Origin of the sequence: Streptomyces sp. NBC_00390 (genome assembly GCF_036057275.1) — a bacterium.
Classification (GTDB): Bacteria; Actinomycetota; Actinomycetes; order Streptomycetales; family Streptomycetaceae; genus Streptomyces.
In genome coordinates this window covers 8054083-8075951 of sequence record NZ_CP107945.1, presented here as the reverse complement: position 1 = coordinate 8075951, position 21869 = coordinate 8054083, and the positions used below count along the sequence as shown (strand labels likewise).

Annotated in this window: 19 protein-coding genes; 11 read left to right on the top strand and 8 right to left on the bottom strand. The window is 69.7% G+C overall.

Annotation, left to right across the window (positions count from 1 at the left end):
- The first annotated feature begins 269 nt into the window (after positions 1-269).
- The gene (locus OHS70_RS35980; RefSeq protein WP_328401068.1) at positions 270-1100 is read left to right on the top strand and encodes an IS5 family transposase; all 831 of its coding nucleotides are present in this window, start codon (positions 270-272) and stop codon (positions 1098-1100) included.
- On the opposite strand, the gene OHS70_RS35975 is transcribed toward OHS70_RS35980, so the two are convergent.
- Positions 1018-1584: a hypothetical protein gene (locus tag OHS70_RS35975; RefSeq protein ID WP_328392304.1), complete on the bottom strand. Its 567-nt coding sequence runs from the start codon at positions 1582-1584 to the stop codon at positions 1018-1020. The genes OHS70_RS35980 and OHS70_RS35975 overlap by 83 nt on opposite strands.
- A gap of 373 nt (positions 1585-1957) precedes the next feature.
- Between OHS70_RS35975 and OHS70_RS35970 the strand changes: the two genes are divergently transcribed.
- Positions 1958-4042 carry a TIR-like protein FxsC gene (locus tag OHS70_RS35970; protein ID WP_328404643.1) on the top strand — a complete coding sequence of 695 codons (2085 nt, stop codon included), beginning with the start codon at positions 1958-1960 and terminating at the stop codon, positions 4040-4042.
- A 109-nt stretch (positions 4043-4151) separates the two neighbouring features.
- On the opposite strand, the gene OHS70_RS35965 is transcribed toward OHS70_RS35970, so the two are convergent.
- Positions 4152-4481, bottom strand: coding sequence for a putative quinol monooxygenase (locus OHS70_RS35965; RefSeq protein WP_328404641.1), 330 nt, complete (start codon positions 4479-4481; stop codon positions 4152-4154).
- A 148-nt stretch (positions 4482-4629) separates the two neighbouring features.
- On the bottom strand, positions 4630-4833 hold the full coding sequence (locus OHS70_RS35960; RefSeq protein ID WP_328404639.1) for a cold-shock protein: 204 nt from the start codon (positions 4831-4833) through the stop codon (positions 4630-4632).
- A 355-nt stretch (positions 4834-5188) separates the two neighbouring features.
- Between OHS70_RS35960 and OHS70_RS35955 the strand changes: the two genes are divergently transcribed.
- From OHS70_RS35955 to OHS70_RS35935, 5 genes are all read left to right on the top strand, one after another.
- A complete protein-coding gene (locus tag OHS70_RS35955; protein WP_328404637.1) occupies positions 5189-5929 on the top strand; it encodes a GntR family transcriptional regulator in 741 nt (246 codons plus the stop codon).
- A gap of 168 nt (positions 5930-6097) precedes the next feature.
- Positions 6098-6862: a LamB/YcsF family protein gene (locus OHS70_RS35950; RefSeq protein WP_328404635.1), complete on the top strand. Its 765-nt coding sequence runs from the start codon at positions 6098-6100 to the stop codon at positions 6860-6862.
- A complete protein-coding gene (locus tag OHS70_RS35945) occupies positions 6859-7491 on the top strand; it encodes a 5-oxoprolinase subunit B family protein (protein WP_328404633.1) in 633 nt (210 codons plus the stop codon). Before OHS70_RS35950 ends, OHS70_RS35945 begins: the two co-directional genes overlap by 4 nt.
- A 5-nt stretch (positions 7492-7496) precedes the next feature.
- Complete coding sequence (locus tag OHS70_RS35940; RefSeq protein WP_328406143.1) at positions 7497-8384, top strand: biotin-dependent carboxyltransferase family protein; 888 nt, start codon at positions 7497-7499, stop codon at positions 8382-8384.
- A 73-nt stretch (positions 8385-8457) separates the two neighbouring features.
- Positions 8458-8772 (top strand): hypothetical protein, encoded by a 315-nt coding sequence (locus OHS70_RS35935; protein ID WP_328404631.1) that lies wholly within the window; start codon positions 8458-8460, stop codon positions 8770-8772.
- 81 nt (positions 8773-8853) lie between these two features.
- On the opposite strand, the gene OHS70_RS35930 is transcribed toward OHS70_RS35935, so the two are convergent.
- From OHS70_RS35930 to OHS70_RS35915, 4 genes are all read right to left on the bottom strand, one after another.
- Positions 8854-10368 carry a S1 RNA-binding domain-containing protein gene (locus OHS70_RS35930; protein ID WP_328404629.1) on the bottom strand — a complete coding sequence of 505 codons (1515 nt, stop codon included), beginning with the start codon at positions 10366-10368 and terminating at the stop codon, positions 8854-8856.
- A 228-nt stretch (positions 10369-10596) separates the two neighbouring features.
- Positions 10597-12318, bottom strand: coding sequence for an acyl-CoA dehydrogenase family protein (locus tag OHS70_RS35925; protein ID WP_328404627.1), 1722 nt, complete (start codon positions 12316-12318; stop codon positions 10597-10599).
- 112 nt (positions 12319-12430) lie between these two features.
- Positions 12431-12988, bottom strand: a complete 558-nt coding sequence (locus OHS70_RS35920) for a PadR family transcriptional regulator (protein WP_328404625.1) — start codon at positions 12986-12988, stop codon at positions 12431-12433.
- Between the two features lie 99 nt (positions 12989-13087).
- Positions 13088-13654: a GNAT family N-acetyltransferase gene (locus tag OHS70_RS35915; protein ID WP_328404623.1), complete on the bottom strand. Its 567-nt coding sequence runs from the start codon at positions 13652-13654 to the stop codon at positions 13088-13090.
- A gap of 181 nt (positions 13655-13835) precedes the next feature.
- On the opposite strand from OHS70_RS35915, the gene OHS70_RS35910 reads away from it, so the two are divergent.
- Genes OHS70_RS35910 through OHS70_RS35895 form a run of 4 tightly spaced genes read left to right on the top strand, consistent with a single transcriptional unit; the run spans position 13836 to position 18157 of the window.
- Complete coding sequence (locus tag OHS70_RS35910; RefSeq protein WP_328404621.1) at positions 13836-15149, top strand: ABC transporter substrate-binding protein; 1314 nt, start codon at positions 13836-13838, stop codon at positions 15147-15149.
- Positions 15150-15202: 53 nt separating this feature from the next.
- On the top strand, positions 15203-16090 hold the full coding sequence (locus tag OHS70_RS35905) for a carbohydrate ABC transporter permease (protein WP_328406141.1): 888 nt from the start codon (positions 15203-15205) through the stop codon (positions 16088-16090).
- Positions 16090-16923 carry a carbohydrate ABC transporter permease gene (locus tag OHS70_RS35900; RefSeq protein ID WP_328404620.1) on the top strand — a complete coding sequence of 278 codons (834 nt, stop codon included), beginning with the start codon at positions 16090-16092 and terminating at the stop codon, positions 16921-16923. Before OHS70_RS35905 ends, OHS70_RS35900 begins: the two co-directional genes overlap by 1 nt.
- Before the next feature lie 37 nt (positions 16924-16960).
- Positions 16961-18157 (top strand): ABC transporter ATP-binding protein, encoded by a 1197-nt coding sequence (locus tag OHS70_RS35895; RefSeq protein ID WP_328404619.1) that lies wholly within the window; start codon positions 16961-16963, stop codon positions 18155-18157.
- A 46-nt stretch (positions 18158-18203) separates the two neighbouring features.
- Here OHS70_RS35895 and OHS70_RS35890 read toward each other — a convergent pair whose 3' ends face one another.
- Entirely contained in the window at positions 18204-21752 is a 3549-nt protein-coding gene (locus OHS70_RS35890; RefSeq protein WP_328404616.1) for a S8 family serine peptidase, read from the bottom strand.
- Positions 21753-21869: the final 117 nt, after the last annotated feature.

Below are 21869 nucleotides of genomic sequence, written 5' to 3'. Positions count from 1 at the left end.
TGCGTTGTGGCTAACCGGATTTCGTTCGAGGCGTGCGGCGCGGGTGATCATCTGGACAGAGGTACGGGTGCGGTCGCGGGCATGAAAGAACGGGCCCCTTGGTAGTGACGCGGTTACGACACCAGCACGACCAAGGAAGCCCGTTGCCCGATCAGTTGAGCAGTACCACTGTGCCTGCGTCCACCGCGGTCACCCCTGCGTGTGACTGCTACGTGCACCGGTTCGGTTCGATCGCTCCGGGGCTGCGGGCAGGCTGCTATCCCAGTGACATGACGGATGCGGAGTGGGCCGAGGTCCGCTCGGCGATGCCGGTTCCGGCCTGGCTGCTGAAGCGGGGCGGGCGTCCGGAGGCGTACTGCCACCGCGAGATACTCGACGCGGTGCGCTACCTGGTCGACAACGGCGTGAAGTGGACGGCCATGCCGGTCGACTTCCCGTACTGGCGGGCGGTCTACGACTTCTTCCGCCGCTGGCGGTCCTACGGCTACGTGCGTGAACTGCACGAACGCCTGCGACGTTCGGCGAGGGAACGCTCGGGCCGCAACGCCGAGCCCAGTGCGGGAATCATCGACAGTCAGTCGGTGGACGCCTCCGAGACCGTCGGCGAGGACAGCCGCGGATACGACGGCGGCAAGTCACGTGACGGCCGCAAGCGTCACATCCTGACCGACACCGAGGGCCTGCTCCTGGAGGTCACCGTGACCACGGCCGATGTGCACGACTCCAAGGCCGCCCCCGCACTACTGGAGACGTTCATGGACCAGCCCGGCCGGCTGCTGAAACTGGTGTGGGTCGACAGTGCCTACCAGGGTCCGGCGCTGGCCAAGGCGTTCGCCCGCCACGGAGTCCGGACCGAGGTCGTGCGCCGCTCCGACGGACAACGCGGATTCGTCGTCCTGGCCCGCAGGTGGGTCGTGGAGCGCACGCTGAGCTGGCTGGCCCGCTCACGCCGCCTCAACCGCGACCACGAACGCCGCCCCGACCACCACACCCAGATGGTGTGGTGGGCCGCCGTGATCAGGCTGTCCCGGCGCCTGGCCGCAGACGCTCCGCGCTGGCCGGAGAAACGCCCCGCCCGACTGCTGCGGGCACGGGCATGAACCGTCCGTCCTTCGCCCGCACCAGCCAGCCCCGCTTCTCCAGCACGTAGGCACGGTGCCGGATCCTCTCCACCTCGTTCTTGATCTCCGCCTCCCGGCCCACCGCCCGCGTCAGCTCCACCCCGTTCACCGGCCCCGAAGCAGCCACCACCGCGGCGAACACCTCCCGGTACAGGCCGCTGAGCACCTCCTCGCCCATGCCCGACCGCCACACCGGCGGCCGCTCGCCATGCCCCGCGCCGGGGCCGCCCGATCCCACGGCAGCAGCCATCCCACCACCGGACAGCACGGAAACCGGCGTATTCACCGCGCCCTCCCCGGCCAGCACCGACACGAGCTCCTCACGCCCCACCCGGGCCCGCTCGACCCGCTCCCGCGCGGCATCCACCTCCGCCTGAGCCTGCTCCAGGACCTCCGTCCAGGACTCCAGATCCTGCCTCGCCCGCGCCTCACGCTGTTCCATCAACCCCAGCACCGACGGCATCGCACCCTCCTCGATCCACAACAAGCCGTCCGCTGCCTGCCCCTACCCCTCCGCGATCATGCCCCGCACACGACGAAGCCCCTGCTCATCGAACAGGGACTCCCTTTGCCACAACGCACTCAGAAGCTGGCTCGCCTCAGCGGAGATCAACGTGGCTGAACTGCAGGCGAAGTTGACAGTCGATCACTTCACGGATGGACGGGTTCCGGATCTGCGCCGATTACGGACGTGTCTTGCGGGAGACGGCCTGTCGTGGGCCCTGGTCGAAGCGGTCGCGGACGTGTGCTTCCCCGATGAGGCCGGCCACGAGGCCGGGGAGCGACTTGCCCGTCCCAGACAGCTGTGGGAACTGTCTCAGCGGGCACCTACTCCTGTGCCACCGTCCAAGGCGGCGGACGAACTGCTCAAAGTCAGCCGTCAGGCTCTGGAGGCCTTCGAGGAACTGGCGCGGGTCAGACGCAACTTCGAGGCAAGTGAGCACGGCCGTCAGCAGGCGTTGCAGATAGCGACGGTGCTGTTCGGCATGCTGGGCCAGGCGCAGGCCAAGGTCCTGGAGCTGACGCGCCGCCTTGAGACCCTGGAGGCCTCCTCAGCCGCCGTGGCTCCCCGTGAACTCGTCGGCCTTCGTCAGGCGGTGCAGCGGGCCAAGAGCCAGGAGCTCGAGCTCCAAGGGCAACTGGCCCGCGCCGAACGGGACCGGCAGACGGCGCAAGCCGTCGCGGATCACGCGGCTCGCCGTATCGAACAGCTGGAGTCCGAGCTCCGGCACCTGAAGGCCGGCGGCGCTTCCCCGCGCCAGGCACCGGAAGCCGACACCGTGGATCCGCCCGCTCCGGTCCTGGCCGATCCGACGTTGGAGGACGCAGCGCTCGACGCTGTCGACGAGACGTTGGAGAAGGTGCGCTCCGTACTGGACCGCGAGCACGACTCCGTTCAGGAAGCCGCGGAGGAGATGGGACTGACCCTCGCACCGCCAGATGTGGGAGTCGCCCCCGCCGGGGTGAAAGTGGTGCCCGGGCAGGTCGTTCCCCAAGAGGTCGGGCCTCAGGTGGCGCAGCCGGCGGACAGCACTTCCCTGTCCGGGACACAAGGTGCGGAGGAGTTGTTCCGAACAACCGCGAACAACACCGCTGCACAGGAAACGGCACAGGATGACAGCTCCGCGGAGGACCGGCCGTCCGCCACCGGCCCTGCCGGTGGCGCGCATCCTCCACGGCAGACCGGACCGGATCCGGACCGGGAGAAGTTGTTCCGGGGCGGGTCACGTCCCCGAGCGGTCGCGTACCGGCCGTACTTCTATCTGAGCTACGCGCACACGCCGAGCTACGGGCCGAGCGGACCCGATCCGGACATATGGGTGGAGCGGTTGTTCCGTGATCTGTGCGGTCATGTGATGGCCATGACCGATCTGCCGGCCGGTGCCTCTGCGGGGTTCATGGACCGCGAACTGCGTTCAGGGGAAGGCTGGTCCGAACAGCTCAGTGAAGCCCTGGCCACCTCCCAGGTGTTCGTGCCCCTGATCTCCCCTCGCTACTTCGCGAGCGAGATGTGCGGCAAGGAGTGGTATGCCTTCGCCCAGCGCTCCGTCTACCACCACGCAAGGAGCGACCGCCCGGCCGAGGCGGTCGTGCCCGCCATGTGGGTGCCGACCCCGCCGGATCAACTGCCCGAAGTCGCCCGGCACATGGCGTTCGATCACCGCACTGCCCTTGGCGACCGTTCCGCGACCGGGGGCTTCTACGAGCTGATCAAGCTTCGGATATTCGCCGAGGAGTACGAGGCCGCCGTCTATGAACTGGCCAAACGCATCGTCGGTGTCGCCGAGGCCACCCGCATCGGTCCCGGCGAACCGATCGACCACCGCACCGCGCCCAGTTCCTTCCGGCAGCCCGGCCTGCCACCACGTGATGTCCGTCTGACCGTCGCCGCGCCCACCCGCCACCATCTGCCCGACGGCCGCTCCCCCGACTACTACGGCGGGCAGCCGAAGGACTGGAACCCCTTCCACCCCGGCTTCGTCCGGCCGCTCGCCTCCGTGGCACACGATCTCGTGCGCTCGCTCAACTACCGTGCCACCGTGTCATCCTTCGTGCCCGCGACACCGTCCAGCGTGCCTCCACCGCAGCCCGAGATCCTCCTGGTCGATCGCTGGGCGCTGGAGGACGACGACGTACGCCGGCGTCTCGCCGCCTATGACGCGACACCGCGCTCCTGGGTCACCGTCATCGTCCCCTGGAACCGCAACGATCTCCAGAGCCGCACCTCCGAGGCCGAACTGGCCGACCGGTTCGAGCGCACCATGCCGCGCTACATGCGCCAGGGCCGGGCCGTTTGCCGAGCAGCCGCGAGAGGCGTGCCCGGCATGAAGGCCTTCGGACAGATCCTGCCGCAGGTCCTCGAGTCGGCGGTCCATGAGTACGACCGGCACTTCCAGCCTCCGGCGTCCGACTCCGCGTAGCGGGCGCCCCTGTCACCGATCCGGCGCTGAGGGCTGCGGGGAGCATCAGCGCCGTCGCGGCGCCTCGCCCGTCAGGGGCGTCGATCGGATCCGCCGGGGAATCGACGGGTCAACGTCCGTCGACAGCCATCTCGCCCAGCAGTGACCAGTCGTCCTGCGGGACCGTCATGTTCACGATCCGGGGTGTCTCGGCCAGGTGGCGCGGCAGGGTCTGCTGTGCGGCCTTGAAGTGCTCGGACTGTACGTGAGCAGCGCCGGCCTCGTCGTCGCGGAACGCCTCGACCAGGACGTACTGTGCCGGGTCCTCGACGTCCCGGGACCAGTTGAACCACAGGCAGCCGGGTTCAGCGCGTGACGCGGCGGTGAAATCGGCGGCGATCTCCGGCCACCGGTCGGCGAACTCGGGGCGGACCGTGAACCTGGCGGTGATGAAGATCATTCGGGCTCCTCGTGTGCGCTGTGTCAGGCCATTCTGCGCTGCCGGTCCCACTCCACGCGCGCGTACCCCGGCACCCGCGCCGCCACAGGCCAGGGGCCCCCGGAGAGCGCTGTGCGCGTCCCGGGGGCCCCTGGAGTGACGTGCTGGATCAGGCAGGGGTGATGTTCTCCGCCTGGGGGCCCTTCTGGCCCTGGGTGATGTCGAAGGTGACGGCCTGGCCTTCCTGGAGCTCACGGAAGCCCTGCGCGTTGATGTTGGAGTAGTGGGCGAAGACGTCGGGGCCGCCGCCGTCCTGCGCGATGAAGCCGAAGCCCTTTTCGGAGTTGAACCACTTGACGGTACCGCTGGCCATGCTGGTGCCTCTCAGTCGCTGTCGGATCCCGCACCGCGCGGGGTCCGGAGGTGATCGCCCTGGTTCTCAGGCACTGCACAGCAAAGCGCCCGCGCCACAGCGCGGGCCGGGGTACTGCGAACCACGACATCTATGGGCGACGCTACACGCAGGCACGGCCTCGTACCAGAGAGAGACCGGCAGTCGGGGGGTTCCTCACAGCGCCGGGCTGACCAGCAGTTCGATCCGACAGGGAAGATCGCCTGTCTTTACGGCACCAGGAACGTTGAACAATCCTACAGACGGTGAGGTTGATTCCTCCCCTGCTGTTCGCTTGACTGCTTCCGGGAACATCCCGGAAGCAAGGGGCGTGGGCATGGCCACCGAGGTCGATCCGGCCGTTCTGGCGGGTGATCGCGCGCGCCTGGGCCGGTTCAGTACCGCCGACCGGGTCGCGGACATCCTGCGCGAACGCATCAGCGAAGGGTACCTGCCGCCGGGCAGCAAGCTCTCCGAGGACGCCATCGGGACCGCTCTCGGGGTCTCGCGCAACACCCTCCGTGAGGCGTTCCGGCTTCTCACCCACGAGCGGCTGCTGGTGCATGAGCTCAATCGCGGTGTCTTCGTGCGTGTCCTCACCGCCGAGGACGTCACCGACATCTACCGGGTGCGCCACATCATCGAACGCGCTGCCGTCCGCCACCTGGGCATGCCTCCGTACGACCTGGCCAAGGCCGAAGCGGCCGTCACCGAGGGAGAGCGGGCCGCGCAGGACGGGGACGGGCGCGGCCTGGCCACCGCGGACATCCGCTTCCACCACGCGGTGGTGACCCTCGCCAAGAGCACCCGCCTGAACGAGCTGATGCTGGGCATCCTCGCCGAGCTGCGCCTGGTCTTCCACGCGATGGACGACGCGCGGGACTTCCACGAGCCCTACCTGGCGCGCAACCGGGAGATCCTCGCCGCCCTGAAGGCGGCCGACACGGTGAAGGCGGAGCTGCTGCTCGCCGCCTACCTCGACGACGCCGAGAAGCAGCTCGTGGGCCGGTACTCCGAGCACATCGCGACGCACATCGCGACCGGTCAGTGCCGGGGACCGCGCCGGGAGGCCGGGTAGGGACAGCGCGGCCCGCTCCTGGATTCCCGCGGCCTGACTCCCGCGGCACCCTTGTCGAATCGTTCAACAATCCCCTACGTTGATGGCCCCGCCGTGAGCCGTCGGCCATGCACCTACGCCTTGCATCGACAGGCGGCAGGCAATTCGCCCTAGGAGACCGCAGCAGCGATGAACGACATGGTGATCGATCTCAACGCCGATCTCGCAGAGGGCTACGGACGGTGGGCCCTCACCGACGACGAGGCCATGCTGTCGGTGGTCACCAGCGCCAACGTCGCCTGCGGGTTCCACGCGGGCGATCCCAGCATCATGCGCAAGGTCTGCGACATCGCCGCCGAGCGCGGTGTGCGGATCGGAGCACAGGTTTCCTACCGGGACCTGGCGGGTTTCGGGCGGCGTGCCATGGACGTCCCCGCCGACGAGCTGGCCGACGAGATCACCTACCAGATCGGTGCGCTCGAGGTGTTCGCCCGGGCCGCCGGGGTGAAGGTGGCCTACGTCAAGCCGCACGGCGCCCTGTACAACCGCGTGGTCGCCGACCCGGTGCAGGCCGCTGCCGTGGCCGCGGGCACCAGGCTCGCCGATCCCGCACTGCCGGTGCTGTGCCTGCCCGGGTCGGTCATGCACGAGGAGGCCGGCAAGGCGGGCCTCGGAGTGATCGGCGAGGCGTTCGTCGACCGTGCCTACACGGCAGCAGGGACCCTGGTCCCGCGGGGAACGCCGGGCGCGGTGATCACCGACCCCGGTCAGGTCGCCGAACGGGCGCTCACCCTCGCGCGCGACGGCCGCACCACGACCCCGGACGGCGAGGCGGTGCACGTACGGGCGCGATCGCTGTGCCTCCACGGGGACACCCCCGGAGCGGTCGCGCTCGCCCGGCGGGTCCGGGCCGGGCTGGAGGCGGCCGGCATCACGCTGGAGGCATTCGCATGAGGCTTCTGCCGGTGGGCGAGGACTCGCTGCTCCTCGACCTGGACGGCCCGCAGGAGGCTCAGGCCTGGCATGCCGAGATCGTGCGCCGCCGCGGCGAAGGCCCACTGGCGGCCGTCCGCGACATCGTTCCCGGGGCAACAACCGTTCTGCTGTACGGGGTGTCCGACCTGCCGGGCCTGAAGACGACTCTGCAGCGCTGGTCGGTGCCGCCCCTGGCGGCCCACAGCGGCCCGCTCGTGGAGATCCCCGTGCACTACGACGGCGAAGACCTCGCCGTGGTCGCCGAGTTGTGGGGGGTGGGGAAGGACGAGGTGGCGCGCGTACACAGCAGCGTCGAACACCGGGTCGCGTTCTCGGGATTCGCCCCCGGATTCGCCTACATGACAGGGCTCGACGAGAGGTACCACGTGCCGCGTCGCTCTGCGCCGCGCACGTCGGTTCCGGCAGGATCCGTGGCCGTCGCGAGCAACTGCACCGGTATCTACCCCCGTTCCTCGCCGGGTGGCTGGCAGCTGATCGGCACGACGTCCGTGAACGTGTGGGACACGAACCGCCGCCCGGCGGCATTGCTGGCACCCGGCACGCGGGTCCGGTTCGTGCCGGCAGATGCCGAGAGGGGCGCCGCGTGACCGGCATGCTGGAGGTGGTGCGTGCCGGAGCGCTCACCACGATCCAGGACCTGGGCCGGTTCGGCCACGCCCACCTCGGCGTACCCCGCTCCGGCGCCCTCGACCAGAGCGCCCACCGGCTGGCGAACCGCCTCGCCGGCAACACCCCCGACACGGCGACCCTGGAAACCACCCTGACCGGCGTCGCAGTTCGCACCCTGCAGGCCGTGACCGTGGCCGTGACCGGGGCGCCCTCGCCGGTGCAGGTCGACGGCCGGCCTGCCGCCTGGGCGAGCGCCGTCCATGTGCCGGCCGGCGCGGTGCTGGACGTGGGCGCCGCGGTCGGCGGGCTGCGCAGCTACGTCGCCGTCAGCGGCGGGATCGCCGTCGAGCCCGAGCTCGGCAGCCGCTCCACCGATCTCCTCTCCGGCCTCGGACCCGCGCCGCTCAGGGACGGCGACCGCTTGCCGGTGGGCAAGGCTCTCGGCCACCCGGTCCGCACCGACCTCGCACTGTGCGAGGGGCCGCCGAGGGAACTGGTACTCCCCGTACTGCCGGGTCCCCGCAACGACTGGTTCACCGATGCCGCACTGCGCACCCTTGCCACGGCCCGGTTCACCGTCTCTCACCACAGCAACCGCATCGCGCTGCGCATGAACGGCCCCGTCCTGGAGCGCGCCGTACACGGCGAACTGGCCAGCGAGGGCATGGTGATCGGCGCGATCCAGGTACCGCCGGAGGGCAGACCGGTGGTGTTCCTCGCCGACAGCCCCACCACCGGCGGCTATCCCGTGATCGGCGTGGTCCCCGAGAGCCGCCTGGCCGCGGCCGCCCAGGCCACACCGGGACTCCCGGTCCGCTTCACACTTCTCCGGGCACGTGAACGCGGCCTGAAATCAAGCAGGTTGAGGTGAATATTGGTCTAGACCGGAGCCGGTTGTCTGATCCATAGTGGTGGTCCCGCCACCCCCATGGAGAGGATCGACCGTGCTGCGCACGAAGACCGCCCTCGGACTGGCCGCCGTCGCGGCCACGGCCGCCGGGCTGCTCGCCGCCACCCCCGCCTCCGCCGCCCGTCTGCCCTGCCACCTCGCCGGCAGCGGGAACACCGCCTCCGCCACGTGCTACAGCGGCTCCTCCTACACCTGGCGGCTCGTCGTCGACTGCGACGACGTGAGCAACCCCAGGTGGCCCGCCCGTGTGACGAGCCTCCACGGCGCGTGGCGCACCGGGGACGGCAGCGAGACGCTCTCCTGCGGCGGTACGCTGCGCGCCACCGGCCACCTGGAGGCGCGCAGCTGAGGGCCGTGACCGGCCGCGCACGCTGTCGAGGCCGCCCTCGGCGTATCCATCGCGGACCCACCACCCCCGGATGGCGGGAATTCACTCCGTCCGTGTCTTCAGCGAGAGGCTGATACGGCGGCGCTCCAGGTCGATGTCGATGAGGGTGGCAAGGACGTGGTCCCCGACCGCGACCACGTCCTCGGGGCCCTCGACCTGACGATCGGCCAGTTCGGCGAGATGGACCAGGCCTTCCACGCCCTCCGCGAGGCGGACGAAGGCGCCGAACGGCACCAGCTTGGTGACCCTGCCCGGGATCGTCTCGCCGACCTGACGTGCGGCGGCGAACAGCCCCAGGGGATCGGGCAGGAGTGCCTTCAGGGACAGGTTCACCCGCTCCCATGCCCAGTCGATGCCGATGATCCGGGCGCGGATCTCCCGGCCGACCGGGGCGATGTCGTCCACCGAGTCGAAATGGTCCCAGGACATCTCGGGAACGCGCAGGAATCCGAGGCCGCGGCCCAGGTCGTCGTCCAGGTCCACGTGCACCCCGACATCGTCCAGGCCGGTCGCGACGACGCCGGTGACGACGTCATCCACCCGAAGCGAGGCGAGGAGCGTCCTGCGCTCGTCGGCGCGAGTGCGGTTGGTCCGCCACCGTGCCCTCAGGACGCCGTCGGCGTCCGGCAGCACTCCGGCGAGCAGCGGGTGGCGATCGGCCGGCTCCAGTGGGACCAGGGCCGCTCGACGGGCCGGCCCCGCGGCAACCATCAGGGATGACCCATCGGCCCGTGCCATCCACGGCTCGGCGATGCGCACCTGGAGGGACGCTCCGTCGGAGCTCTGCTCGACCAGCAGTGCGAGGCGTTGTCGGCGCAGAATCGCGGCGCGGACCGCCTCGATGTCCTCGCTCAGGTCCGGCCAGACCGACAGGCGCGCCCGTGGGGCCAGACACGCGCGCACCGCAGCTGCCTCGCTCGCGGTGGTCACGCGGTGCCAGCGGTAGGCGTTGGCGATGTGCCGCTCCTCCAGCAGCACGCCGCCGTGCTCAGCGACGATGCCGCGGAGTTCCGCCCAGAAGGCGTCACCGGCGGGCCGCTCGCCGACGGTCTCGTCGAAGGCCGGGTCGTAGGGCGAGAACTGGACCGGTTCGGCGAACAACCCCAGGGCACGGGTGCGGGCCACGGCCTCCTCGTGCGGCCGGTCACTGCCGACGTAGACGTCGTCCTGGCCACCGACATGGAGGAAGAACCCGCTCGCCGCGACCAGCCGGCACCAGGTGCCGTCGCGCAGCACCATGGCACGCAGCAGGCCGAGCCCGGTGGCGAGCGGGACGCCCGCACCGTCGTGGTACCCGGCCAGGCCGTAGGGGAAGAGTCCGGAGAGACCGTGGCCTCCCCGTCTCCCGCGGACCGAGAAGGAGAAGAAGCCCTCCAGCATCGGGTTGTCCACCGTCAGGTGGTCGGCACCGGCGTCGAGTGCGAACCCGGCAGCCGCTGCGACACAGGCAGCGGCGACACCTTCCCTGGAGTCGTGCGGGACGGCCGTCCAGCCGTGGTCCGCCGCCTCCCGCTCGGCGGGGTCGTACGGGGTGATCCGGTACACGTAGGACGCCATGTCAGCGTCCCGTGCGGCTCGAAGTCGCCCTGAGGGCCGGTCGCGGGCGGACAAGGGAAATGATCATTCGCACAGACTAGCGCCCCGGAGCCGGCGCCTGCACGCAATTCAGCTGGTACACCCGCTCCGGCGGGCCATCGCAGGGCGAGGGCTCCAGGTCCGGGTGTGCGGGAGTTCCGTCGGCCGGGGCAGGCTGAGCCTTCCCCGGCCGAAGGACGCCCGCGCTGCCTACGGCGCCATCTCGTACGCGCCTGCCAGTGCCTCGACGCGTTCCCAGACGCGCGCCGAGCGCGCGTCGTCCACGACCGGCCGCCGGACCGCCTCCAGTGCCCAGCGCTGCTGCTGCACGGTGGCGGAGTCCTTGCCGTGCAGTTCGACGGCGTGCGCGGAGAAGTCGCGTACGAGGACGGCGAACAGTTCGTCGAGCACGTCCTCGTCGAGCCCCGTCAGGCGCGCCTGCTCCAGGATCAGCTGGCCGTGCACGACCAGTGCGAACAACTGGCCTACGGCGAGAAGGAGATCGAGGTCGCGGCTCTGCTCCTCGCCGGGGGCGGCCGTGGTGACGAACTCGCACAGGGCGTCCGCCTGTTCGCGGAAGCGCCCGACATTGGGAACGTCGGCATAGGCGTCGTAGGCGGTGCGCCAGTCGTGGAACCGTATGGAGCCGAGGCCCCTGGCCGGCCCCTGCCGGAAGAGGAAGTCGTCGTCGGCCGCGTCGAGGCGGGTCGGCACGGGTGCGTACTCGGCCGGGTCCAGCAGATGGTTGCGCATGAACTTGAGGATCAGCGCGAGGTTGACGTGGACCGTGCCCTCCAGCTTCGGCAGCCCCCGGATCTCGGTGGCGGCCTGCGCGAAGTAGGTGTCCTTCTCGAATCCCCTGGCGGCGATGACGTCCCACATCAGGTCGATCACCTTCTCGCCCTCGGTGGTCACCTTCATCTTGGTCATCGGGTTGAACAGCAGATAGCGGCGGTCGTCGGGACCGGCGGAGCGGAAGTAGTCGACGGCACGGTCGCTGAACAGCTTCATCCCGACCAGCCGGACGTAGGCGTCGGTCAGTTCACGGCGCACGTGCGGGAACGCGGTGACGGGGCGGCCGTAGAGGATGCGGCCCTGCGCGTGGGTGACGGCCTCGTACATCGCGTGCTCGCAGATGCCTATCGAGGCGGTGCACAGGTTGAACTTGCCGACGTTGACGGTGTTGAGGGCGGCGTCGAAGGCGGCACGGCCGGTGTGCAGGATGTCGTCGGGGCCGACGGGGTAGTTGTCGAGGCGGAACTCGCTGACGTACTTGGAGGAGTCGACGACGTTCTGCACGAGGCGGTACGCCGGGTGGCGGCTGTCGGCGGCGAAGAACACGTAGCCGTCGGGCCCTTCGACGTCGGTGCGGCGGCCGAAGACCGACACGAGAGCGGCGGCGTTGCCGTTGCCGATGTAGTACTTGGAGCCGCTTGCGTGGAAGCCGCCGGCACCGTCGGGCTCCAGGAGCATGTCGGTGGAGTAGATGTCGGCGCCGTGGGCCTTCTCGGACAGGCCGAAGGCGAACACCTCGCCCTGGGTGAGGAGTTCCGCCGCGCGGGTGCGGGCGGCGGCGTTGTCGCTCTGCCAGACCGGGCCGAGGCCGAGAATGGTGACCTGCCACGCGTACCAGTAGTCGAGCCCGTAGAAGCCGAAGATCTCGTTGAGGGCGGCGATCCGGGCGGTGTCCCAGCGCGTGTTGTCCTGCTCCCCGGCGACGGAGGCCGGGGTGAGGAAGGTCGCGAACAGCCCTTCCTTGGCGGAGAACGCGAGGAAGTCCGCCAGCCAGGCGCGGGAGCGGTAGTCCTCGATGAGCCTGCGCTTGCCGCGGTCCTCGAACCAGTCGACCGTGGCGCGCAGCAGCCTGCGGGTCTCGGGGTCGAAGTGCGCGGGGTCGTAGGTACGCGGGTTGAACAGCAGCGGGTCGGCCATGGGTGTTCGCCTTTCCGGCTCGGTGGTTGCGGGTTGGTGGGCTGGAGGGCCTTGCGCGGGTGTGGTGCGGAGATGCCCGTCGTCGGGCGGCGGGTCGCTCCCCGCGCCGGGGTCAGCTTCCGGGGCCGAGCCGGCGGAGGGTGGCGAGCACGTCGTCGAGCCAGGCGAGCGTCATCCGCTCGTACGCGATGCCACCGCGCAGCACGACGTGCTGGAGCTCGCGCGCGGCGTCGGCGGCCGGCGGCGCCTCGGGTCCGGTGAAGTCACGCACTTCCCCCGCGAGGTAGTGCGCAAGGCGGTCGGAGTGCGTCTGGTGATGGCGCTCGACCTCGCGGATCAGCGCGGCCGGGTCGTCGAAGGCCGCGCCGCGGATCTTCACCGCGAGGTCGTGCCGGACGCTCTCGGGTTCGATCGGCTCGTGCAGCCAGCGGGACAGGACGGTCCGGCCGAGGGCGGCGACGGAGTACTCCTTCTTGTCCGGCCGGGCCTGCTGCGGCACCTCACGGACGTCGATCCAGCCGTCGCTCTCCATACGTTTGAGGACGCGGTAGATCTGCTGATGGGTGGCGGTCCAGAAGTATCCGATGGACCGCTCGAACCGCCGGGCGAGCTCGTAGCCGGAGCCCGGTTTCTCCAGCAGAGAGACAAGGATCGCGTGTTCCAGCGCCATACCCCGATCCTTCTATGCAACTCGTTGCATAGGCAAGGGGCACCACCCGGGTGAGACGCGGCTCACCCCGGCAGCAGCCTCGGCACCTGAATCAGGGCTTCAGGCCAGGTGCCCGCCACCGGTGCCGGGCTGCCCGGGTGCGCCTGCCGGGACGGTCTCGTCCCGCAGCACGCTGTAGCGCACGACGTCCCGCCACTGCCCGTCCCGGAACACGAGACTGCGCAGCACGCCCTCCCGGGTGAAGCCGGACTTCTCGAGTGCGCGCTGTTCCGCGATGTTCTCCGCCTCGGTGTCCGCCTCGAGCCTGACCACCGGCGTATGTCCGAAGAGATACCGCACCAGCAGCCGCTGGGCCTGCGTGCCGACACCCCTGCCTCGGCCCTCCGGCACCAGCTGCGCTCCGATGTTCCAGCAGTACGAGGCCCGAGAGGTCGCGACCTTCCGCCAGGCCACGAAGCCCAGCCGCTCGGCGCCGGTCACCACCATCAGCTGTCCGCCGTCATCGCCGAGCAGGCCGTCCTGCGTCCAGCGGCGCCGCCAGCGCCCCGGATCCGACCATCCCAGCCATTGGAACGGCCCGGTCGCCTGCGGATCTGTCAGGAACTGCTCGAGCAGCGGAAGATCGTCCTCTGCCACGGGGCGCAGGACCACAGACTCATCACTCATTCCGTTCACCCTGTGTCCGGCACGGATCGCGGCGACCGTGCCGCCATCCGGGTGCACCCTGCCACGACACGTTTCTCCAGCTGGGATCAGTGGCATCGACGCACATACCGTCGGCGGGATCGGGTGCTCGACGCCCACTCGAAGCTGCCGGATCAAAGGGGCGTGAAGCCGCGTGGAGAGCGTGCAGAGGATTCTCCGCCCTCACCGGATCCACGGCACGAACACACCGCGGCACAGCGCCGTACGCCTTCTGCGGTCTCTTGCGGCACTCCCGCTGCTCGCGGTGCTCGCGAGCGCCTGCGACTCCCCCACCGGCACCGGACCGGTCACCTTGAACTGGTACAACTTCCCCGACGACTCCGGGGCCCTTGCGACTGCGGCAGACAACTGCACGAAGGCTTCGGGCGGGCGGTACCGGGTCGCGTACAACAAGCTTCCGCGTACGGCGGACGGCCAGCGCCAGCAACTCGTGCGGCGGCTCGCCGCCCGGGACAGCACCGTCGACATCCTCGGGCTCGATGTCACCTGGCCCGCCGAGTTCGCCGAGGCGAAGTGGATTCTGCCCTGGAGCGGCGCGAACCTCCGGCGTGCCCGCCAGGACACTCTCGAAGTGCCTCTCGAGACGGCGACGTGGAAGGGCAGGCTCTACGCGGTTCCTTACAACACGAACACCCAACTGCTCTGGTACCGCGACGACATCGTCCCCACGCCGCCCACGACCTGGGCCGAGATGCTGGACATGGCACGTGCTCTCGCCGAGCGGGGCAAGCCGCACTACGTGGAGATCCAGGGGGCCCAGTACGAAGGGCTGACGGTCTGGTTCAACTCGCTCGTCGAGAGCGCCGGGGGTTCGATCCTCAATGCCCGCGCGACCGCTCCTTCGCTCGGCCCGCCCGCCGTCCGGGCTGCCACCGTCATGCGCGACCTTGCCACCTCACCGGCTGCCGACCCGTCCCTGTCCAACCAGATGGAGGACCAGAACCGGCTGGCCATGGAGTCGGGAACCGCCGCCTTCGAGGTCAACTACCCGTTCGTCTATCCGTCGATGAAGGCCAACAACCCGAAGCTGTTCAAGAACTTCCGCTGGGCGTCCTACCCCCGCGTGCAGGCGGGGCGACCCGCGAAGCCCACGATCGGCGGCATCGACCTCGCCGTCGGGGCCTACTCACGCCACGCCGGCCTGGCCTTCGAGGCCGCACTGTGCCTGCGCAACCGGCAGAACCAGATGACGGCGGCACTTCAGGGCGGTCTGCCGCCCACGCTGCGTTCGCTGTATTCCGACCCGGCGCTGGTCAAGGACTATCCGTTCGCCGCGCAGGTGCTGGCGGCGCTCGAGAGCGCCAGCATCAGGCCCAAGACCCCCGCCTACCAGAACGTGTCCATCGCGATCTCGCACACGCTCTCGCCGCCGTCCGGCATCGAGCCGCGCAGCGACGTGGAGCGCATCGGCAGCCAGATCCAGGACGCCCTCGAGTCCAAGGGACTGATCCCGTGAACCGACCGGCGCCCGCGCACGCCGCCGGGCCGGCCCCGGCGCCGGGCAAGGCCATGGCGCTGTCCGAGGGCGCGCGGCAGGAACGGCGGCTGGGCCGGCTGCTCTGCGCCCCCGCTGTCATCGTCATGCTGGCGGTCACGGCCTACCCCGTCGGCTACGCCGTCTATCTCTCGTTGCAGCGCTACGACCTGCGCTTCCCGAACCAGGCGCGCTTCGTGGGGCTGAGCAATTACGGTGCGGTGCTCTCCTCCGAGTTCTGGTGGCAGGCGTTCTGGGTGACGCTGGTCATCACGTTCGTCTCCGTGGCGGTGGAGCTCGTCCTCGGCTTCGTGCTCGCCCTCGTCATGCACCGTACGATCTTCGCGCGCGGGACCGTGCGCACAGCGATCCTGATCCCGTACGGCATCGTCACCGTGGTCGCCGCCTTCTCCTGGCAGTACGCCTGGACGCCCGGCACCGGCTACCTCGCCGCACTGCTGCCGGCGGGCGACGCCCCGCTGACCGAGCAGTGGCCCGCGATCGGACTGATCATCCTGGCCGAGGTGTGGAAGACCACCCCGTTCATGGCCCTGCTGCTGCTTGCGGGGCTCGCCCTGGTGCCGGAGGAGACCCTGCGTGCCGCGCAGGTGGACGGCGCCACCGCCTGGCAGCGGTTCACCCTGGTGACGGTTCCGCTGATGAAACCCGCCATCCTCGTGGCGCTACTCTTCCGCACCCTGGACGCCTTCCGGGTCTTCGACAACATCTACATCCTGACCTCGGGGGCGCACGGCACCGGTTCGGTGTCGATCCTCGGCTACGACAATCTCTTCACCGCGCTCAACCTCGGCATCGGCTCGGCAGTCTCCGTGCTCATCTTCCTGTGCGTCGCGCTGATCGCCTTCGTCTTCATCAGGCTGTTCGGGGCCGCGGCCCCCGGCGCGGGGGAGGTGGGACGCTGATGGCCCGTGCGGGCGAGCGGCATGTGACGGGCTGGACGGTCGCCAATGTGGTGGTGATCGCCTATGCACTCTTCCCGGTGCTGTGGATCGCGTCCCTGTCGTTCAAGGATCCGAGCACCCTCACCGACGGCAATTTCATTCCGAGCAAGTGGACATGGGACAACTACCGAGGCATTTTCCAGACCTCGGAATTCACCCGTGCCCTGATCAATTCCGTCGGCATCGCGCTGATCGCGACGGCGATCGCCGTGGTGCTGGGGACCCTTGCGGCCTATGCGGTGGCCAGGCTGCGCTTCCCCGGCAAGGGGCTGCTGATCGGGATGTCCCTGCTGATCGCGATGTTCCCGCCGATCTCGCTGGTCTCCCCGCTGTTCAACCTCGAGCGGATCCTGGGCCTCTTCGACACCTGGCCGGGTCTCATCATCCCGTACATGACCTTCTCCCTCCCGCTCGCGATCTACACGCTCTCGGCGTTCTTCCGGGAGATTCCCTGGGATCTGGAGAAGGCGGCCAAGGTCGACGGCGCTACCCCCGCCCAGGCGTTCCGGCTGGTGATCGCCCCGCTGGCGGCGCCCGGTGTGTTCACCACGGCAATTCTGGTCTTCATCTTCTGCTGGAACGACTTCCTGTTCGCGATCTCGCTGACCTCGACCACCGCGGCCCGCACCGTCCCGGCGGCCATCGCGTTCTTCACCGGCAGCAGCCAGTTCGCCCAGCCCACCGGTTCGATCGCCGCCGCCGCGGTCGTCATCACCGTTCCGATCATCGTCTTCGTGCTGCTGTTCCAGCGGCGCATCGTCGCCGGACTCACCTCCGGGGCCGTCAAGGGCTGACCGGCCTGGCCGGTCCTCAGCACAAGGAGCACTGACCGTGGCCGAGATCGTTCTCGAGGGCGTCACCAAGCGATACCCCGACGGTGCCCTGGCGGTCCGCGACGTCGACCTCACCGTCGGGGACGGGGAGTTCGTCATCCTGGTCGGACCCTCCGGATGCGGCAAGTCCACCACGCTCAACATGATCGCCGGACTCGAGGAAATCACCGAAGGAACCCTGCGCATCGGCGGTCAGGTCGTCAACGACAAGGCGCCCAAGGACCGTGACATCGCCATGGTGTTCCAGAGCTACGCCCTGTACCCGCACATGAGCGTGCGCGACAACATGGGCTTCGCCCTGCGCCTGGCCAAGGTCGACAAGGCCGTCATCCGCACCAAGGTCGACGAAGCCGCGCGGATCCTCGATCTGACCGAGCATCTGGAACGCAAGCCGGCGAACCTGTCCGGCGGACAGCGCCAGCGCGTGGCGATGGGCAGGGCCATCGTCCGCGACCCCAAGGCCTTCCTGATGGACGAGCCGCTGTCCAATCTCGACGCCAAACTCCGGGTGCAGATGCGCACCCAGATCTCCCGTCTCCAGCAGCGCCTCGGCACCACCACCGTCTACGTCACCCACGACCAGACGGAGGCGATGACGCTCGGCGACCGCGTCGTCGTCATGCGAGGCGGCGTCGTCCAGCAGGTCGGCACACCGCAGCATCTCTACGACGAGCCGCGCAATCTGTTCGTCGCAGGTTTCATCGGCTCCCCCGCCATGAACTTCCTGAACGCGACGCTGGAGGAGAACACCGTGCGCACGTCCGTCGGCGAACTCGCGCCGGAGGCACGGACACTGAGGCAGCTCGAGTCGCAGGGCGCCCCCCGGGATCTGATCGTGGGGCTGCGCCCCGAGGCCTTCGAGGATGCCGCACTGGTCGACCCTGGCCGCACGGGCACCGCTTTCACCACCACCGTGGACGTGGTCGAGTCACTCGGATCGGATGTGTACGCCTACTTCACCGAGACCGCCTGGCGGCCCACCACGACCACGGAACTGGAAGAACTCGCCGCAGACTCCGGCGTCTTCGACACCGGGACCACCGAACACCAGATCGTCACCCGCCTCAGCGCCGCCACACGGATCCGTGAAGGGGCACCGGCCGAACTGTGGGTCGACACATCCCGGATGCACCTGTTCGACCCGCGCACCGGCGTGAACCTCACACACCCGCAGAACGCCGGCGGCGGGGGGTAGGGCGGGGCGCCGCGGGGCGCCCCGCCCTGTGAGTGCGTGCGTACGGTCAGCTCTTGTCGGGCCGCTCGGTCACCCGAAGGCTGTTGAGCAGGGGCTTTCCGTACCCGCCGCGGGCTGCGAAGCGTACGTTCAGGGTCCCGTCGGTGACGGTGACCGTGTACGTGCGCGTCAGGGCGGTGTAACTGCCCGCCTCCAGCGCGATGTCGAGGGCGGGCAGCACCTCGGCGCCCTCGGCGAGCACATCGAAGACGCGCTTGTTCGGCCTCGTCGAGGACAGTTCGGCGAAGCCGAGCTCCACCGTGTAGACCCCGTTCGGCACATTGTCGAAGCGGTACTCGTACATGCCCTCGCGGGCGCTGCGGTACAGCTTCTGCTCGTTCGTGCCCGCGATCGTACGGCTGGTGGACCTGGTACCGGAGTTGCCCTGGTAGCCGTACGAACCGGCCGAGTACCTGCGGTCCGGTGACCAGGCGTCGCCCGCGGCGTCCACGCTGCCGGCGCCGGCGCCCGAGTCGAGCGCCATCTGGTAGCGGGGCACGATCATCTTCACCGGTACGGTCAGAACGGGACTGCGCCCGCTCACCGAGGTGATCTTCACATCGGCCGTCAGGACCGTGCCGGGCTCCATGCCGGTGGTGTCGACGGTGAGGGTGACCGGCACCTTCGCCCCGGTCGGAAGGTCACCGCCCGCCGGGGTCGCCGTCAGCCACGGCGCGTCCTCCGTCACCGTGAACGCCGTGCCGAAGCCCGGGTTGGTGAGGTCGAACGTACGCGTCCGCCGCTGCTGTGGTGGCGCCACCACGTCCAGGGACGGGCGGGATGCTGTGACCTTGCCGGTCCTGAGGGACTGCGTGACGCCGCTGACCTCACCCGCCGTGACCTGCACCGTGCTCTGCGCGGACTGGTACGCGGGGGCGGTCAGCGACACCTGCTGCTCGCCGGACGGACTCTGGACGACGTACCCGCCGTCGGCGGCCGTCGTGGCGGTGACCGCCGAACTCCCGGCGCCCACGGTGACCGTTGCCCCTTCGACGCCCTTGCCGTCGTTGGCGTCGAGCACCCGGCCGGCCACCACGCCGCTCTTGGTGGTGCGGAAGGCCACCGACAGCCCGTCGCCCAGCACGGCGCTGTTGAACGAGTAGCGCAAGGCGTCCGTGCCGGTGGCGTTCTCCACGCCGATCGTGGCACTGGACCCGGCTTTCAGGCCGGTTCCGGTGGTGTCCTTGTAGTGGTAGGACACCCGCCCGTCCTCGCCGATCACGGCGGAGAAGGAGAACGTGTCGTTCTGCGCGGACCAGTGGGACACCTGGCGCCACTCGATGACGAAGGAGCGGTGGGGCGCGGAGCCGGTGACAGCGGTGAAGACACCTGAGCCGGTGCCGGGCGCGCCGACCATCAGATCGTCCCAGAACGGGTAGAGCGCTGCGTTGGGCGTGCCGGTGCTCGGGATGTCGCCGTTGACGTCGCCGGTGTGCGCGCCGCCGAAGCTGACGGTGCCGTTGGTGCCGACGTATGCCGTGCCGTACGTCTTGCCGTACAGGGGTACGGAGAACGGCAGATCGACGCGTTCGGTGGTGTTGTCACCGGTCAGCGCGAGCTGCCGGTCGCCGGGCACATAGGTGCGGTCCGCCGCGGCGCACGCGTAGCCGTAGGTGTCGATGCGGTCGGGGAGGGTCACGGCCGCCGTGGTGTCGGCGGTGAGTGTCACACGGGTGCTGCCCGGGGTGACGCAGCGGGACGAGTGGGTGGCCCGTATGTCGTATGTACCGAGCGGCAGGGTGGCTTCGAAGCGGCCCTGTTCGTCGGTGGTGGCGGTCACCGGGGTGTCGGCGACGGTCACGGCCGCGCCGGCGACGGGGCCCGCGGAGGAGGAGACGGTGCCGGTGACCTTCGCGGAAGGCGCCTGCGTCAGTGTGAAGTCGCTGGTGGCGGTGGTTCCTTCGGTGACGGACGCAGTCGCGGACTCCTGTCCGTAGCCGAACTTGCCGGCCGTCAGTGTGTAGTCGCCGACCGACAGTGCCGGGAAGCTGTAGCTGCCGTCGGCAGCCGTCGTGGCGGTGCGGTCGGAGGGGCCGTCGGCGGTGATCCTCGCTCCGGCCACCGGTTCCCCGCCGGAGCGGACGGTGCCGGTCAGCGCGCCGACCGCGCCGCGCGGTGCGGCCTGGACCGCTGCGAGCGCATCGAGCCGGCCCTCGCCGAACACGTTGTTGTCGGCGGCGGTGCCGCCACAGGTGGTGTTGTCGGTGTCGACCGCGGTGCCGTCCAGCAGGGCCTCGGTCTGGGCGATGTCGCCTTCGAGGGCGGGCGCGGCGGACCACATCAGGGCCACGGTGGCGGCGGTGTGCGGTGAGGCCATCGACGTACCGGAGAACGACCCGTATCCGCCGTTGCGCACGGAGGAGCGGACGTTGACGCCAGGGGCGGCGATATTCGGCTTGATCGTGCCGCCGGGCCCCGCACCGCGCGAGGAGAACGACGCGATCGTGTTGTTGATGTCGAAGGCGCCGGAGCTGTACGACGCGGTGTAGTCGCCGGGGGAACCGCTGGTGGCGCAGGAGGGCCCGGAGTTGCCGTTGGAGAAGGCAGGGAAGATACCCGCGGCGCGCCAGGTGTCGACGATCTGCTGGTACCAGTCGTCGTGCACCGAACTGCCCCACGAGTTGTTCACGATGTGCGGCGCGAGATCGGGACGCGGGTTCTGGCGGTTCAGATCGGTGGGCGCGACGATCCACTGTCCGGAGGCGAGCAGGGATGCCTCGGAGCAGGAGCTGGTCTCGCAGCCCTTGGCGGCGATCCACTTGGCGCCGGGTGCGACTCCGATCTTGTTGGCGCCGCCGTCGTCACCGACCATCGTGCCCATGGTGTGGGTGCCGTGGTCGTTGTTGTCGCAGGGCGCGGCCCCGGCGCACACCCCGGCCGGGTCGAACCAGTTGTAGTTGTGGTCGTACGCTCCCCCGGCACCGAGACCGCGGTACTGCCCACGGACGGCCGGATGCTGGTGGTCCACTCCGCTGTCGATGTTCGCGACGACCATGCCCTCGCCGCGGACACCGAACTGGTCCCACACCTGGGGGGCCTTGATGCGGTCGATGTTCCACTCGACGGCGTCCACGGCACCCTCCCGGTCGCCCTTGGCGGGCTTGGGGATGGTCACCTTGTCGTCGGCGTCGATACGGGCGACCTCGGGCCGCTGGGCAAGGGTGCCGGCGAGCTTCTCGGTGCCGACGACGCGCAGCGCGTTGACGATCCAGTACGAGGTGTACTCGGCCTTGACCCCGTCCAGGGCCTTGATCAGTCCTGCCTGGGTACGGGCGGCGTGCTCCGTTTTTGCCCGGAAGACGGCTTCGCCCTTGCCTGCCTTGCTGCTCTGCCGTGCGGCGGCGCTGAGGTCGGCGGCGCTGTCGAGGTAGACCCAGAAGGCGGCCTTGCCCTCGTCGAGCTGGACCCGCAGTGCGGGTTCGATCTTCCGCTCGGCCGGGCTCAGTGTGGGCGGCGGCTCGGGCGCGGCGGCCGCGACACCTGCGCCGAGGGGTAACAGCAGTATGGCGGTGAGGGCAGCGAGCGCCGCTCGTAACGGTCTGCTTCTTCGTGCCACGTAGTCTCTCCTCATGCGTCGTGTGCGCCAGGTGGAGGTGCATGCATACGTGTGCTGTGAGTGCCCTGTGAGCGCCTTGTGAGCGGATCGTGAGGCACGCGCCATGGTGATCCACGG